The organism is Streptomyces cinnabarinus, from assembly GCF_027270315.1.
GTDB lineage: Bacteria > Actinomycetota > Actinomycetes > Streptomycetales > Streptomycetaceae > Streptomyces > Streptomyces cinnabarinus.
Map to the genome: position 1 here is coordinate 7,372,488 of NZ_CP114413.1, position 15,682 is coordinate 7,388,169.

12 protein-coding genes are annotated in these 15,682 nt (G+C 72.4%); 6 read left to right on the forward strand and 6 right to left on the reverse strand.

The window, feature by feature from the left end; translation table 11 throughout:
* The first annotated feature begins 126 nt into the window (after positions 1–126).
* Positions 127–1,014 carry a class I SAM-dependent methyltransferase gene (locus STRCI_RS33305; RefSeq protein WP_269662672.1) on the forward strand — a complete coding sequence of 296 codons (888 nt, stop codon included), beginning with the start codon at positions 127–129 and terminating at the stop codon, positions 1,012–1,014.
* Between the two features lie 199 nt (positions 1,015–1,213).
* Here STRCI_RS33305 and STRCI_RS33310 read toward each other — a convergent pair whose 3' ends face one another.
* Positions 1,214–2,836 carry a glycosyltransferase family 39 protein gene (locus STRCI_RS33310; protein ID WP_269662673.1) on the reverse strand — a complete coding sequence of 541 codons (1,623 nt, stop codon included), beginning with the start codon at positions 2,834–2,836 and terminating at the stop codon, positions 1,214–1,216.
* On the opposite strand from STRCI_RS33310, the gene STRCI_RS33315 reads away from it, so the two are divergent.
* Together STRCI_RS33315 and STRCI_RS33320 are read left to right on the forward strand one after the other, a co-directional pair.
* Complete coding sequence (locus STRCI_RS33315) at positions 2,815–6,171, forward strand: nSTAND1 domain-containing NTPase (protein ID WP_269662674.1); 3,357 nt, start codon at positions 2,815–2,817, stop codon at positions 6,169–6,171. The two genes, STRCI_RS33310 and STRCI_RS33315, sit on opposite strands and share 22 nt — an antisense overlap.
* Positions 6,172–6,245: 74 nt before the next feature.
* Entirely contained in the window at positions 6,246–6,947 is a 702-nt protein-coding gene (locus STRCI_RS33320) for an SDR family oxidoreductase (RefSeq protein ID WP_269662675.1), read from the forward strand.
* A 47-nt stretch (positions 6,948–6,994) separates the two neighbouring features.
* Here the strand turns inward: STRCI_RS33320 and STRCI_RS33325 are convergent, their stop codons facing one another.
* Entirely contained in the window at positions 6,995–7,831 is an 837-nt protein-coding gene (locus tag STRCI_RS33325; protein ID WP_269662676.1) for an aldo/keto reductase, read from the reverse strand.
* 199 nt (positions 7,832–8,030) lie between these two features.
* Here STRCI_RS33325 and STRCI_RS33330 point away from each other — a divergent pair, with 199 nt between their 5' ends.
* Positions 8,031–8,816 (forward strand): Tat pathway signal sequence domain protein, encoded by a 786-nt coding sequence (locus STRCI_RS33330; RefSeq protein ID WP_269662677.1) that lies wholly within the window; start codon positions 8,031–8,033, stop codon positions 8,814–8,816.
* A 13-nt stretch (positions 8,817–8,829) separates the two neighbouring features.
* On the opposite strand, the gene STRCI_RS33335 is transcribed toward STRCI_RS33330, so the two are convergent.
* Together STRCI_RS33335 and STRCI_RS33340 are read right to left on the reverse strand one after the other, a co-directional pair.
* A complete protein-coding gene (locus STRCI_RS33335) occupies positions 8,830–10,656 on the reverse strand; it encodes an AMP-dependent synthetase/ligase (protein ID WP_269662678.1) in 1,827 nt (608 codons plus the stop codon).
* 222 nt (positions 10,657–10,878) lie between these two features.
* Positions 10,879–11,763, reverse strand: a complete 885-nt coding sequence (locus tag STRCI_RS33340) for a LysR substrate-binding domain-containing protein (protein WP_269662679.1) — start codon at positions 11,761–11,763, stop codon at positions 10,879–10,881.
* A 160-nt stretch (positions 11,764–11,923) separates the two neighbouring features.
* Between STRCI_RS33340 and STRCI_RS33345 the strand changes: the two genes are divergently transcribed.
* Entirely contained in the window at positions 11,924–12,931 is a 1,008-nt protein-coding gene (locus STRCI_RS33345; protein WP_269662680.1) for a bile acid:sodium symporter family protein, read from the forward strand.
* Here STRCI_RS33345 and STRCI_RS33350 read toward each other — a convergent pair.
* Positions 12,867–14,090 carry a DUF4185 domain-containing protein gene (locus STRCI_RS33350; RefSeq protein ID WP_269662681.1) on the reverse strand — a complete coding sequence of 408 codons (1,224 nt, stop codon included), beginning with the start codon at positions 14,088–14,090 and terminating at the stop codon, positions 12,867–12,869. The two genes, STRCI_RS33345 and STRCI_RS33350, sit on opposite strands and share 65 nt — an antisense overlap.
* A gap of 120 nt (positions 14,091–14,210) precedes the next feature.
* Between STRCI_RS33350 and STRCI_RS33355 the strand changes: the two genes are divergently transcribed.
* A complete protein-coding gene (locus STRCI_RS33355; RefSeq protein WP_269662682.1) occupies positions 14,211–14,735 on the forward strand; it encodes an isochorismatase family protein in 525 nt (174 codons plus the stop codon).
* Positions 14,736–14,823: 88 nt separating this feature from the next.
* Here the strand turns inward: STRCI_RS33355 and fdhD are convergent, their stop codons facing one another.
* A complete protein-coding gene (gene fdhD / locus STRCI_RS33360; protein WP_269662683.1) occupies positions 14,824–15,672 on the reverse strand; it encodes a formate dehydrogenase accessory sulfurtransferase FdhD in 849 nt (282 codons plus the stop codon).
* Between the last annotated feature and the right edge of the window lie 10 nt (positions 15,673–15,682).

The window sequence follows — 15,682 nt, forward strand, 5'->3', positions numbered from 1 at the left end:
TACCGCCGGGCCCCGGCACCCCCCCGCTCTCCGTGGCCACGGCTTTTGCGGATACGGCAAGGCCGTTTGCCTCTCGTCGGTGCGTCGGCGCACGCTGGTCGGCACCCGGAGGAGAGGCTGGCCACCATGGCGCACGATCACGCACACGAGCACGCGCATCACCACGACCACACGGACATCGACTGGGCCGACATGGCCGAGCACCTGGAGACGCAGGCCGAGCTGTTCACCCCGCTGCACGAGCACGCGCTCGCCTGGCTCGGGGGCAAGCAGACCGAGCCGGGCCTGATCGTCGACGCGGGCAGCGGGCCCGGCGTCGTCTCCTGTCTGCTCGCCGACTCCTTCCCCGGGGCCCGGGTCGTCGCCGTGGACGGCTCCGAGCCGCTGCTGCACCTCGCCCGCGAGCGTGCGGAGCGGCTCGGGGTCGCGGACCGCTTCGCCACGCTGACCGGGGAACTCCCGGACGTCATGGCCGATCTGGACTACCCCGCCGACCTGATCTGGGCCGGCAACAGCCTGCACCACCTCGGCGACCAGCAGGCGGCCATCCGGGCATACGCCGAGCGGCTGGCGGTCGGCGGCACGCTCGCCCTCGTCGAGGGCGGACTGCCCACCCGCTTCCTGCCGCGCGACTTCGGCATCGGCCGGCCGGGCCTCGAGGCACGGATCGACGCGCTCCAGGCGGACTGGTTCGCCGACATGCGGGCCAACCTGCCGGACAGTGTGCCGGTGCCCGAGGACTGGCGGGCCATGATGAGCGCCGCCGGTCTGAAGCCGTCCGGCACCCGCACCTTCCTGCTGGACCTGCCCGCCCCGGCGACCGACCGGGCGCGTGCCGTCGCCGCCGCCACCTTCGGCCGCCTGCGCGAGTCCCTCGCCGACGCCCTCGACGCCACCGACCGCGCCACCCTGGACCGGCTCCTGGACCCGGACGACAAGGCGAGCGTGCACCACCGCCCCGACCTCTACGTCCTGACCGCCCGCACCGTGCACACCGCCGTCCGCACCGGCTAGGGCCTGTCGTTTGGATCAGGCCGGCTGTGAGGAACGGCGCAAGTCAACTGAGCCGAGCGGGGTCTGGTGCGTGCAGCTGCAAGGCGGAGGAGGGCGGCGACGCGGAGCGTCGGCAACCGACGACAACGCGGCTGGGGGTCCCCTTCTGGGGGAGTGTGTGCCAGGGCCCGCGACGCCGGACTGATCCAAACGACAGGGCCTAGCAGCTTCCCGGCCGGGCGTGCACAGTGATCCGCGCCCCCTGGAGGGTGCGGGTGCCGCACTCCACGAAGTGCCGGTCGAGCACCCGGCGCTTGGTGATCTCCTGGGCGGTCCGGTCGACCGGCTGCCCGGCGGGATCGCGCAGCGCCACGACCCGGTCCGTCGCGAGCAGCCGGGCGCGGATCTCGGCCGCGGGCACCTCGGTGCCGTACAGCGTGCGCGAGTCGGCCGGAGACCGCTCCAGGGCGAGGTCCCGCATGCCGTGCAGGGAGGATGGGTCGGTCAGGGTCCACACCCGGCGCCGGGACGGCATGAACACGATCGCGTCGGCGTTCGTCTCCCGTACGGCCTGAGCGATGGCGGTGACATCGTCGGTGCGGCTCTCGGGCGTGCGTAGATCCAGGGTCGTCGGCACCAGCGCGGCCACAGCAGCCACTGTGGCGACCCCCGTCGCGATCAGCACCGGTACGGCCCGCGCCCGGAGCAGCCGGTCGAGGGCGGCACCGATCAGCAGGGCCGTCCCCAGGTGGCCGTAGAGGACGTAACGGTCCACGTACAGCGGCTTCAGCGGGGAGAGCAGCAGCAGCGTGAGGGCGGGCAGCACCAGCAGGGGCAGCGCGAGCCGGGGCAGCGGGCCCTTGGCGAGTACGGCGCAGCCGGTCCCGAGCAGCGCCACCCCGGCGAAGCCGAGCAGCGCCCCCGCCCCCGGCCCGCCGATCCAGCCGACCTGCTCCGACTGGCCCATGCTCAGGACGGCCAGCGGGGTCAGCCCGGCGCCGACCGCGCAGATCGCCGCCAGCCCGGCCCGCCGGGCGGGCCTGGGCAGCGCCACCAGATGCGCGAGCGCCGCCAGCACAGCGAACTCGTGCAGCAGACAGGCCGACAGCAGCACCGCGGCGTACCCGGCCCAGGCCCGGCGGCGCCCCGAGCGCACCGCGCCGAGCAGCAGATACGAGGCCCAGGCGACCAGCGCGCACACCAGCGCGTAGCTGCGGCCCTCCTGCGCGTACCGCTGCACCGGCGGCAACAGCGCGAACGCGATCCCGGCGAGCAGCCCGGCGCGGGCTCCGGCCAGCCGGTGCCCGAGCAGCGCCACGAGACCGCTCGCCGCGGCCGCCGCCAGCACCGAGGGCAGCCGGATGACGAGCAGTGGGTCCAGGCCGCCGGAGACCTCGAACAGGCCGTGCAGCAGCAGGTAGTACAGGCCGTGCACGGCGTCGGCCTGCGCCAGCGTCCCCGCGAGGTCGGGCAGCGAGCGCTGTGCCATGTCGTACGTCACCGCCTCGTCCCGCCACAGGCTGCCGCCGCGTCCGACGCCCCACAGGCCGAGGGCGAGGCTGAGGGCGACCGGCAGCAGGACCGCGGCGGCGGAGACGTGCGGCGCGGGACGGCCGACGCGGACGCGTGGGCGCCGGCCGGGCAGGAGGACGGGCTCGGGTACATGTGCGGTGGCGATGGCCGGCTCCGGTGCGTGAGGGGAGAGGCGTGCACCGTCGAGTCCAGACGTCAGGGCGTTGTTGGGCAGCCCCGATCCGCGGTGCCCAACAATTCGCCGGGGGCCGGTGGTTAGCTTGACGGTGGGCGAACGGGGAGACGCGGATGGGACGTCGGGAGAAACCACTGGACCCCGGGGAGGGGCCGGTCCAGCGGTTCGCGTACGAACTGCGCAAGCTGCGCGACGAGACGGGCGGTCTGACCTACCGCGCGATGGCGGAGCGCGCGGGCTACTCGGCGCCCACCCTGGCCGCGGCGGCGGGCGGTGAACGGCTGCCGTCGGCGGCGGTGCTCACGGCGTACGTCACCGCGTGCGGCGGCGACCCCGAGGAGTGGGCCAGGCGGCTGCGGGAGGCGCTCGCCGAGACCCGGGTCCCGGACGACCCCGAGGACGGCGGCGGCCCCTATCCGGGCCTGGCCCGCTTCGGCACCGGCGACGGCGACCACTTCCACGGCCGGGACGACCTGATCGCCGAACTCCTGCGCCTCACCGCCCGCACCCGGTTCGCGGCGGTCGTCGGAGCGTCGGGCAGCGGCAAGTCGTCGTTGCTGAGGGCGGGTCTGATTCCGGCGCTGCGGACGGTCGACCCCGTCGAACACCGGCCCGCCGTCATCCGGTTGCTCACCCCGGGGCCCCATCCCGCGAAGGCGCACGAGGAGTTGTTCACCCCGCACGACGGGCCCGGCGACACCCTCCTCGTCGTCGACCAGTTCGAGGAACTGTTCACCCTCTGCGCCGAGCCCGGTGAACGCGACCGCTTCCTCGGCCGGTTGCTGACCGCCACCGACCCCGCCTCGCGACTGCGCGTGGTGATCGCCGTCCGCGCCGACTTCTACGGCCGCTGCGCCGAGCACGGTCCGCTCGCCGAGGCCCTGCGGGACGCGGCGCTGCTGGTCGGGCCGATGTCACCGCGCGGGCTGCGCGAGGCCGTGGTCCGGCCCGCCGCCGCCCGCCGACTGGTCGTCGAACGCGCCCTGACGGCGCGGATCGTCGCCGACGTCACCGGAGAGCCGGGCGGGCTGCCCCTGATGGCGCACGCCCTGCGCGAGGTCTGGCGCCGCCGCTCCGGCAAGGCCCTCACCCTCGCCGCCTACGAGGCCATCGGCGGAGTCCACGGCGCCGTCGCCCACACCGCCGAGGCCGCCTACGCCCGCTGCACCCCCGCCGAGGCCGCCGCGGCCCGGGCCCTGCTGCTGCGCCTGGTCCAGCCCGGCGACGGCACCGAGGACACCCGGCGCCCGATCACCCGCACCGAGCTGGACGCCGACGCCACCACCACCGACGTGCTCGAACGCCTGGTCGGTGAGCGCCTGTTGACCGTCGACGGCGACACCGTGGAGCTGGCCCACGAGGCCCTGATCGGCGCCTGGCCCCGGCTGCGCGGCTGGGTCGAGGAGGACCGCGAACGCCTCCGCCTGCACCGCGGACTCACGGAAGCCGCCCACGCCTGGACCGAGTTGGACCGTGACGCGGGCGCGCTGTACCGGGGGATACGGCTGACGGAGGCACGCGAGACCTTCGGCGAGGGGGACGGGGCCGAACTCAGCCGAGGGGAACGGGACTTCCTTGCCGCCAGTGTCGTCGCCCACGAGGGCGCCCGGCGCGCCGCGACCCGGGCGGCCCGCAGGCTGCGCGCGCTGACCGGCGCCCTCGCGGTGCTGCTCTGCCTGGCCGTGGTCGCCGGGGTGGCCGCCTGGCGGCAGAGCGGGGTCAGCTCCCGGCAGCGCGACGAGGCCGAGGCCCGCCGGGCCGCCGGACTCGTCGACACTCTGCGGAACACCGAGCCGCGCACCGCGATGCGGCTCGCCCTCGCCGCCTGGCGCACCGCCGACCTGCCCGAGACCCGCACCGCCCTGCGCACGGCCGCGGCCCAGAGCGAACAGGACGCCTTCGTCCAGCCCGAGGAGGGCGGCCGCGTCCTCAACGCCCCCGCCTGGCTGAGCCGGGACGGCCGGATCCTGACAACGGTCGTGCGGGACAAGGCTGTTCAGTGGGATGTGCCGAGCCACCGGCAGCTGAGGTCGGTGCGGCTCGACGGGCTCTCCGAAGGCGTGACCGACGTCAGCGACGACGGCCGCCGCATCGCCTACCGCACCCCCGGCAGCCGGAACGGCCTGGTGGTCGCCGGGCTCGCGGACGGCAGCACGCACCGGCTGCCGACCGGCCCCTGGACCGACACCGACGTCGCGTTCGGCGCCGGCGGCGAAACGCTCCTTCTACGGCGGCTCAATCGCGACGCGGACGACGGACGGGCCACCCTGGAGGTGTGGGACGTACGCCGGGAGCGGATGCTCATGCGGTACGACCGCGGCAACGACGATGGAGCCCTGCCCGTGCTGAGCAGCGGCGACCGGCATATCGCCTGGTGCGCGCGGGACGCAACAGGGCTGCGGGTGCTCGACACCGGCAAGGGCCGCCTGGTCACCGGGGACATCCCGGAGGCGACCGAACGGGCGCTGTGCCAAGGGGAGGATCTCACCTTCACCCCCGACGGCCGGGCTGTGGCCTCCGGCACTTCCGAAGGGATCGTCACCTGGGACTTCCGGGCCGGTCGGGAACGCCCCCGGCTGCCGATCGCGGCCGGCGCCATCCAGGTCGAGTTCGCCGGCCCCTACGCCCTGGCCTGGGGCTTGGACACCTTCACCCTGTGGCGTACGGACCTGCCGGACCCGGCGGACGACGCCCCGCGCGAACCTCTCCTGACCTACCCCGTCGCAGGTCGGACGATCGGTGACATCAGGCTCGACCCGGCCCAGGACGTCCTGCGCTACCGGGAGGGCGGCCGGACCAGCGTCGTACGCACCCTCTCGCTGCACGGACTCATGGACGACGCCTGGCACTCCCGGGCGGCGGAGCGCGTGCCGCGTAACAGAATCGCCGGCACCGAGATCCTCGCCCGCGACCCCGACGGTCGCACCGCACTCACCGCGGAGGGCGTGCTGGTGGACACGGAGACGGGCGAACCACGCCCCGGAATCAAGGGAGTTCAAGGGGAGGACTACCTGCGCGCCGCCGCCTTCAGCCGAGACGGCCGGTCCCTCGCCGTCGCCGATGGCCAGGGCCGGGTCACCCTGTGGGACAAGCGGACCTGGCGCCGGACCGCGGTCCTGAGAGCGGTGGGCTCCACGGTGCACGAGGAGACCCTGGCGTTCTCCGCCGACGGCTCGCTCCTCGCGGTCGGCGCGCCCGACGGATCCGTGCACGTCTGGGAGACGGCCACGCCGAGTCTGCCGCCCGCCGTGCTTCCGGTCGGGGACGGTCCGCCGCTCGCCCTGCGCTTCACCTCCGGTGACGGCGCGCTGCGCGTCGGCACGGCGCATCTCGCCGAGCGGCTCGTGCCGTTGAGCCCGGACCGGGCCGCGGCCACCGTGTGCGAGCGGGCCGACGGTGGCCTGACCGAGGCGCAGTGGCGGCGCTGGTTCCCCTCGGCCGGGTACCGCCCCACCTGCGGCGAGGCTTGACTTCGAGAGCGCTCCAACTGATGGACTCCCTGTCGTTCACCGACCCGGTGTTCAACGACAAACAGGGGGTACCCATGACCGACTCTCCGGTCGCGCTCATCACCGGCGGCGGCAGTGGCATCGGAGCCGCGGCCGCGCGGCAACTGCTGGACGCCGGGCACCGGGTGGCCGTCACCGGCCGTGGCGAGGCGAGGCTGCGGGGCTTCGCCGAGGAACTCGGGGACCCCGAGGGCCTGTTGACGATCGTCGGGGACGCCTCGGACTACGAGCAGATCAAGGGCGCCGTCGAGACCACGCTGAAGGAGTTCGGCCGTCTGGACACTGTCGTCGCCAACGCGGGCATCGCCACCCATGACTCGGTCGCCGAGGGGGACCCGGCGGGCTGGCCGGAGATGATCCTCACCAACGTCCTCGGACCGGCCTTGCTCATCAGGGCCTCGATCGACGCCCTGAAGGAGACCCGGGGCCGGATCGTGCTGGTCGGCAGCGTCGCCGGGTTCGTGCACGGGCCGGGCAATCTCTACGGCGCGACCAAGTGGGCCCTGACCGGGCTCGCGGAGAACACCCGCCGCCAGGTGACCGACTGGGGCGTCGGCGTGACGCTGATCGCGCCCGGCCGGGTGGAGACGCCGTTCTGGGACAGCTACGGCAGCCTGCCGCCCGGCCATCTGCTCACCGCCGACCAGCTCGCCGACTCGATCGTCTGGGCGATCCGGCAACCGCACGGAGTCGACGTGAACACCGTCGTCATACGCCCGATCGGGCAGCCCAACTGACGTGCGTGGGCGGCCCGTCGGCCGGGCCGCCCACCGGTGACGGTGTCTCAGACGATGTCGAACGTCGCCGGGTTCGGGCCGATCCGGCGGTCCTCGTTGAGGGCGCTGATCGCGGCCAGGTCCTCGGTGTCGAGGGTGAAGTCGAAGACGTCGATGTTCTCCCGGATGCGGGAGGGGGTGACGGACTTCGGGATGACCACGGTGCCGAGCTGGAGGTGCCAGCGCAGCACGATCTGGGCCGGGGTGCGGTTGTGCTTCTGGGCGATGGCCACGATCGCCGGGACCTCCAGCAGGCCCTTGCCCTGGCCCAGCGGCGACCAGGCCTCGGTGGCGATGCCCTGCGCCCCGTGGAAGTCACGGGCGGCGTGCTGCTGGAGATGCGGGTGCAGCTCGATCTGGTTGATCGCGGGGACGACCGACGTCTCGCCCAGTAGCCGCTCCAGGTGCTCGGGCAGGAAGTTGGACACGCCGATCGCCTTGGCGCGGCCGTCGGAGTACAGCTTCTCGAAGGCCTTGTAGCTGTCCACGTACTTGTCCTTGGACGGCAGGGGCCAGTGGATGAGGTACAGGTCGACGTAGTCGAGGCCCAGCTTGGCCAGCGAGGCGTCGAAGGCGCGCAGGGTGGAGTCGTACCCCTGGTCCGCGTTCCAGAGCTTGGTGGTGACGAAGACCTCGTCACGGGGGATGCCGGAGGCGGCGATGGCCTTGCCGGTGCCTTCCTCGTTGCCGTAGATCGCCGCTGTGTCGATGCTGCGGTACCCGGCCTCCAGCGCCGTGCTGACCGCCTGCTCCGCCTCGTCGTCCGGCACCTGCCAGACGCCGAAGCCCAGCTGGGGCATCTCGACGCCGTTGTTGAGGATGATCGGGGGGACCTTGCTGCTCACGAGCTCTTGATCCTTACGGTTGTCGTCAGGTGGTACTCATATCGTCAACGATCACGGGCCGTGATGCATTCCTGTTCGGTGAATCAGTCCAGACCATTGACCGTGGGCCGTCATGTCGGGACTCTCTAATGGCACCAGCGGACGTAATAGTGAACTGCGTCCACGTGTGTGAACCCCACGATGCCATGAGGGAGCAGTCATGAACCCCACACGCAGGACCCTGCTCGGCGCCGCCCTCGGCGGTGCGACCGCCGCCGCCGTCGGTCTGCCCGCCACCCCGGCCCAGGCCGCCTCCTGGCAGCTGAAATGGTCACCGTCGGCGAGCACCGACGGGCTCGGCGCCTTCGAGACCATCGAGGACGACCGCGCCGACTCGCACCCCGGAGGACAGCCGCACATCCGCGCCGAGGGCGCCAACTGGCGGTTCAACATGCACATGGTGGACCGGGACACCTCCACGGACCGACAGCGCCAGGAGGTCACCGGTCTGCGCACCTCGTCCGGCAGTTTTCTGCGCTGGCTGCCCGGACAGACCTGGCGGCTCACGTACTCGATGTACATCCCGAGCTCGCTGAAGGCCACGACCAGCTTCACGCACATCATGCAGATGAAGCAGCCCGGCACCGGCACCGAGCCGATCGTCGTGCAGTCGCTGCGCCGGGTCGACGGTGTGCAGACCATCGAGCTCAAGCTGCACCTCGCGAACCTCCTCATCGGCCGCACCCCGCTCGCGCCGCTGCACAACTCCTGGACGGACGTCGACTTCCAGATCAAGGTCGGCGACGGCACGTCGGGCTCGGTGCGCTGGATCCTGCGCCAGGGCGGCACGACGCTGATCGACCGGTCACGGACCGGCGTGGACACCTTCCTCGCCGACCGGGTGCGCCCGAAGTGGGGTATCTACCGCTCCCTGGGCGACACTTCGGGCTCGCTCCAGGACTGCCACCTGCTGCTCGGCAATCTGCGCGGCTACCAACTCGTGTGACCCGCCGCCCGGCTCAGGCCGTGTACAGCGCCTCGACCTCGCCCGCGTAGGCCTTCTCGATCGCCTTGCGCTTCAGCTTCAGCGACGGGGTGAGCAGGCCGTGCTCCTCGGTGAACGGCTGGGCGAGGATCCGGAACGTACGGATCGACTCGGCCTGGGAGACGAGGGTGTTGGCGGCGACCACCGCCCGCCGAACCTCCGCCTCCAGATCGGCGTCCGTCACCAGCTGGGCCGGGCTCATCAGCGGCTTGTCCCGCATGCTCAGCCAGTGCTCCACGGCCTCCTGCTCCAGCGTGACCAGGGCCGCGATGTACGGGCGGTCATTGCCGACGACGATGCACTGGGCGACCAGCGGATGGTCCCTTACCCGCTCCTCCAGCACCCCCGGCGAGACGCTCTTGCCGCCCGAGGTCACCAGGATCTCCTTCTTGCGCCCGGTGATGGTGAGATAGCCGTCCTCGTCCAGCATTCCGAGGTCGCCGGTGGCCAGCCAGCCGTCGTGCAGGGTCTCGTCGGTGGCCTTCGGGTTGTTCAGATAGCCCTGGAAGACATTGCCGCCGTTCAGCCAGATCTCGCCGTCGTCCGCGATGTGCACGGTCATTCCGGGGATGGGCTGGCCGACGGTGCCGTAGCGGGTGAGCTCGGGCGGGTTGGCGGTGGCCGCCGCCGTCGACTCGGTCAGCCCGTAGCCCTCGTAGATGTGCACGCCCGCGCCCGCGAAGAACAGGCCGAGCTTGCGGTCCATCGCCGAGCCGCCGGACATGGCGTGCCGGATCCGGCCGCCCATCGCGGCGCGCATCTTGCCGTAGACGAGCTTGTCGAAGAGCTGGTGCTGCATCCGCAGGCCCGCCGACGGGCCGGGTCCGATGCCCCAGGCCTTGGCCTCCATGGCGTCCGCGTACTTCACGGCCACGTCGACGGCCTTCTCGAAGGCGCCGGCCCGGCCCTCCTTCTCGGCCTTGCGCCGGGCGGCGTTGAAGACCTTCTCGAAGATGTACGGCACGGCGAGGAAGAAGGTCGGCCTGAACGCGGCGAGGTCCGGCAGCAGCGCGGCCGCGTTCATCTGCGGCTGATGGCCGAAGCGGACCCCGCCCCGGATCGCGGCGACCTGCACCATCCGGCCGAAGACATGCGCGAGCGGCAGGAAGAGCAGGGTCGCCGCCTCGTCGCCCTTCTTGGAGTGGAACACCGGCTCCCAGCGCTCGATGACGGTGTCCGCCTCGAACATGAAGTTGCCGTGCGTGATGACACAGCCCTTGGGGCGGCCGGTGGTGCCGGAGGTGTAGATGACGGTCGCGACCGAGTCCGGGGTGACCGCCTGGCGGTGCCGGTGCACCACCTCGTCGTCGAGGTGGGCGCCCGCGTCGTACAGCTCCTGGACGCATCCGGCGTCGAGCTGCCACAGCTCTCGCAGGTACGGCAGCCGGTCGATGACGGTGGCGATGGTCATCGCGTGGTCCTCGTGCTCGACGATCGCCGCGGTCACCTCGGCGTCGTAGAGCATCCAGAAGCACTGCTCGGCCGAGGAGGTCGGGTAGACCGGCACCACCTGGGCGCCGATGGTCCACAGGGCGAAGTCGAAGAGGGTCCACTCGTAGCGGGTGGGGGACATGATCGCGACCCGGTCGCCGAACCGGATGCCCCGGGCGAGCAGCCCCTTGGCGAGGGCCAGCACCTCGTCGCGGAACTCGGCGCAGGTGACGTCCCGCCACTGCCCCGTCTCGTCCTTGCGGCCGAGTGCCACGTGCGCCGGGTTCTCCTGGGCATGCTGGAACACCACGTCGGCCAGTCCGCCCACCGGCGGTGCCAACGCCAACGGAGGGTTGGTGAACTCGCGCAAACCCGGCTCCCCGCTCCTTTGCCCCGTCTCTGGTGACTCCCCGCGCTGGCCGTGAAAGCTACCCGACGCTCCGGCAGGACGGGAGGGGGTGAAATACCGAACGAGGTCCGGACGGCCGCTGGACCGTCACCGAAAATGCACGCACATGGGGAAGGGTCGGACAGAAAGCCGACGGTTGAGTAAGGTTCGTCACCGTAATCTCCACCGAATCTGTACGACCGATCAGCGGCTCCGTACGTCCGACTGACGGCGATGCAACCGGTCGCCGCCTGCGAGGATCGCCGCGGCGAGAGCGTCCGCCGCGCCCTGGGCCGCCGGGCGGCGTCGGCCGTGGACCAGGACGAAGTCCACCCTGCCGAGCTCCGGCAGGCCCGACCGCTCCGGCATCCGGACCAGGCCCGGTGGGATCAGGCCCCGGGAGTGGGCCATCACGCCGAGGCCCGCCCGGGCCGCCGCGATGAGCCCGTTGAGGCTGCCGCTGGTGCATACGATCCGCCACTCCCGGCCCTGCCGCTCCAGGGCCTCCAGGGCCAGGGCGCGGGTGATGCCCGGCGGCGGATAGACGATCAGCGGCACCGGCCGGTCCGCGTCGAGACGGAGCCGCTCCGCGCCGATCCACACCAGCCGGTCGCGCCAGACCGGCTCGCCCCGCGGGTCCTCGGGGCGCCGCTTGGCGAGCACGAGGTCCAGCTTCCCGGCGGCCAGCTGTTCGTGCAGGGTGCCCGAGAGCTCGACGGTCAGCTCCAGGTCCACCTCGGGGTGCTCGTAGCGGAAGCCCTCCAGGATCTCCGGCAGCCGGGTCAGGACGAAGTCCTCCGAGGCGCCGAAGCGCAGCCGGCCGCGCAGCCGGGTGCCGGTGAAGAAGGCCGTCGCCTGCTCATGGACCTCCAGGATCCGGCGCGCGAAGCCGAGCATGGCCTCGCCGTCCTCGGTCAGCTCCACGGAATGGGTGTCGCGCACGAACAGCTGTCTGCCCGCCGCGTCCTCCAGGCGCCGCACATGCTGGCTGACCGTCGACTGCCGCAGCCCCAGCCGCCGGGCGGCCTGAGTGAAGCTCAGGGTCTGGGAAACCGCCAGGAAGGTCCGCAGATGGGAGGGGTCGTACACCTCTGAAGGTTATCGCGGAACGTGATGACAGTCAGAGTGGTGTGCGGGATTCCCGATCGCGAGGGTGCGGAGGACGATGGAGAGGGCACGACCGTGCCCGAGAACCGGACGTACAGCGAAGTAGTGGAGCACAGTGAAACGCCTGCGTTGGCCGCGTCGGATGCCGATCGACCCGTACATCCTGCTGCTGCTCGGGACGGTGGGCCTGGCCGCGCTGCTGCCGGCCCGCGGAACGGGCGCCGAGGTGGCCGACGGCGCCGCCACCGCCGCCATCGCCCTGCTCTTCTTCCTCTACGGCGCCCGGCTCTCCACCCGTGAGGCGCTGGACGGACTGCGCCACTGGCGCCTCCACCTCACCGTCCTGGCCTGCACCTTCGTCCTCTTCCCGCTGCTCGGCCTGGCCGCCCGGGGCACGGTCCCGGTCCTGCTGACGGACCCGCTCTACCAGGGCCTGCTCTTCCTCACCCTGGTGCCCTCGACCGTCCAGTCGTCGATCGCGTTCACCTCGATCGCCCGCGGCAACGTGCCCGCCGCGATCTGCGCGGGCTCCTTCTCCTCCCTGTTCGGCATCGTCGCCACCCCGCTCCTCGCGGCGAGCCTGCTCGGCGGTAATGGCGGCGGCTTCTCGGCCGACTCGCTGCTGAAGATCGTGCTCCAGCTCCTCGTGCCGTTCCTGGCCGGTCAGCTATTGAGGCGCTGGATCGGCGGGTTCATCCTCCGGCACAAGAAGTTCCTCGGCCTCGTCGACCGCGGGTCGATCCTGCTGGTCGTCTACGCAGCCTTCAGCGAGGGCATGGTCGCGGGTGTCTGGAGCCAGGTCAGCCCCGCCAGGCTCGGCGGACTGCTGGCCGTAGAGGCCGTGATCCTCGCCGTCATGCTGCTGCTGACCTGGTACGGCGCGAAGGCGCTGCGCTTCAACCGTGAGGACCGGATCGCCATCCAGTTCGCGGGCTCCAAGAAGTCCCTGGCCGCCGGGCTCCCCATGGCGAGCGTCCTCTTCGGCACGCACGCCTCCCTCGCCGTGCTGCCCCTGATGCTCTTCCACCAGATGCAGCTCATGGTCTGCGCGGTGATCGCCAAGCGGCGCTCCCAGGACAAGGAGCTCACCCCCCAGGCCCCAGTCGCAGAGTCACGAATCGCGGTCGGTACAGGGACACGTTCCGGCTGAGGTTGGCCGCGGCGCCGGTGGTCTCCAGCCAGTTGACGTCGTAGCTGAGGACCACCCGCCCGTCCTCGCTCAGCTCCGGATGGGTCTGGGGGTTGTACGCGGCCACCTGTCCCTGCGGCAGGGACGGGCTGAAGTCCTTCGTCGGCCCGTGCCAGGGCCCGGTCGGCGAGCAGGCCCAGTAGGAGGTCACGGTCGTCAGCCCGTCCCCACCCGCCGCCATCGTGAACAGCACGTACGTCGGCCCGTCGCGCACCACCGAGAAGGCGCTGCCCACGCCCGTGCGCCGCCCGTCCCCGAGCACCGCGCGCGGCCGGACTCCGGCCGCCCACTCCCGTCCGTCCCAGTACTCCCAGGCGGCCGGATCGGCGAGCCCGCCCTCCGGCACCCGGGCCACATAGGCCCGCGAGGCGGGACGGGACACGGCCCGGCGGTCGTCACCGCCGTAGACGTACGTCCACCCGTCCTGCTCCACCAGCGTCGTGCCGAACAGCACCCGCCGGGACGGATCCGTGACGAGCTGCTGGTCGAACACCTTGACCGTGGACTCGACCCGCAGATCGGGCAGCGAGAGCGTGGCGACCTCGGTGGCCGTGGGCACCCCGTAGATCCAGGGCGTCTGCCCCGCCGTCCGCACCCACAGCACCACCCGCAGCACCTTTTCCGGGGAGCCGGGCCGACGGGGCTCCACCCGGGCCGCGACCGGCCAGCGCCACTGCCCCGGCGCCGGATCGGCGAACAGGGGAGCGGGCAGGGTGCTCTCCAGCCGCCCGTCCCGCATCACCACGGCCGAGTTGCGCACCATCGGCGCCGAGGTGTCCCGCCAGGCGTAGGACTCGCCGACCGGGTTGGGCGGCCCGTACACCTGCCCCAGATAGGTGTCCGAGAACAGCCACAGCACCCGTCCGTCCGGCAGCCGTACCGAGTGGGTGCCGTCGCCGCCGGTCCAGTCGTCGGTGCGCGAGGCGTCGTCGCCGTAGCGGGCGAACTCCGAGGTCAGCCGCTCGTCGGTCGACCAGGAACGGACCGTACGGGCCGCGCAGGCGCCGTCCGTCCCGTCGTCCCCCGGGAGGGCGGTGAGCAGCACGGCGCCGAGAACCAGGGCCAGCAGCAGACCGATCCCGGTTCCCGTGCGCTGTCGTGCTCGTGCGTCGTCGGGCACGCTCCGGGACGTTAGTGGCCTGCGCGCGGCTGGTCCATGGGGCGTCCGAACGCGCCGCGTCCACGGGCCCGTTGATCGGGTTCTCCGGTACGGAGGGCTGACGAGGGATAACGTTCCGTCATGACCGCACCTCTCGCACTCGATCCCATGCGCACGGCTCTGGTCCTGGTCGACCTGATGGACCGCATCGTCGCGCTGCCCCTTGAACCCCGCAAGGGCACGGACGTGCTCGCCACCTGCGGCGAGCTGGCGGCCGCCTGTCGGGCGGCGGGCGCGGCGGTGGTGCTGATCCGGGTGGAGCGCCCCCAGGCGGCCGAGCAGCCCCCTGGCAGCGCCCTGGCGGCGGGCCTGGCGCGGGAGGGTGATCTGGAGGTCGTGAAGCGCACCATCGGCGGCTTCCAGGGCACGGGCCTGCACGACCGGCTCGGCGAGCGGAACATCACCACCCTGGTGTTCGGCGGCATCGCCACCAACCTGGGCGTGGAGTCCACGGCCCGCGCGGCCGGTGACCTCGGCTACGAGCTCGTCTTCGTGGAGGACGCGATGACGGCCTTCACCGCGGCCGAGCACGAGGCGTCGATCCGGCTGGACTTCCCCCGCCTGGGCACGGTCGTGCGGGCGGCGGAGGTGAGGTTCACCGGCTGACGCCGGCGGTCCACGTACCAGCGGGACCCTGCGGCGCAGGGGGCGCTCCCCGCCGGCAGGGTCCCGCTGCCGTGTCGCGGGGGACCGTTCAGCCCTGGGTGGCCGCGGCCCGCAGGGCGATCCGGTCCTCGCCCGCGTACACGTTCATGGAGTTGCCCCGCAGGAAGCCCACCAGGGTCAGCCCCGTCTCCGCGGCCAGGTCCACCGCGAGGGACGACGGCGCCGAGACCGCCGCCAGGACCGGGATCCCGGCCATGACCGCCTTCTGCGCCAGCTCGAAGGAGGCCCGCCCCGACACCAGCAGGAGGGTGCGGGACAGCGGCAGGTCGCCGTTCTGGAGGGCGCGGCCGACCAGCTTGTCGACCGCGTTGTGCCGGCCGACGTCCTCCCGTATGTCGAGCAGCTCGCCGTCCTCGGTGAACAGGGCCGCCGCGTGCAGCCCCCCGGTCCGGTCGAAGACCCGCTGAGAGGCGCGCAGCCGGTCGGGGAGGCTCGCCAGCAGCTCGGGTTCGACGCGGACCGGGGGAGTGTCGGCGATGGGCCAGCGGGCGGTGGTGCGGACGGCGTCCAGGCTGGCCTTGCCGCACAGGCCGCAGGACGAGGTCGTGTAGACGTTCCGCTCCAGGGTGATCTCCGGGATCAGCACGCCCTGGGACGTCTTCACGTCCACCACGTTGTAGGTGTTCGAGCCGTCCGCGGTCGCGCCCGCGCAGTACACGATGTTCTGCAGCTCCGCCGCCGAGCCCAGTACCCCCTCGCTGACCAGGAACCCGGCGGCGAGCGCGAAGTCGTCCCCCGGCGTCCGCATGGTGATCGCGAGGGGTTTGCCGTTCAGCCGGATCTCCAGGGGCTCCTCGGCGACGAGGGTGTCCGGCCGGGTGGAGACGGCCCCGTCCCGGATGCGGAGCACCTTGCGTCGTTCCGTGACTCGTCCCATGTCCCCATCA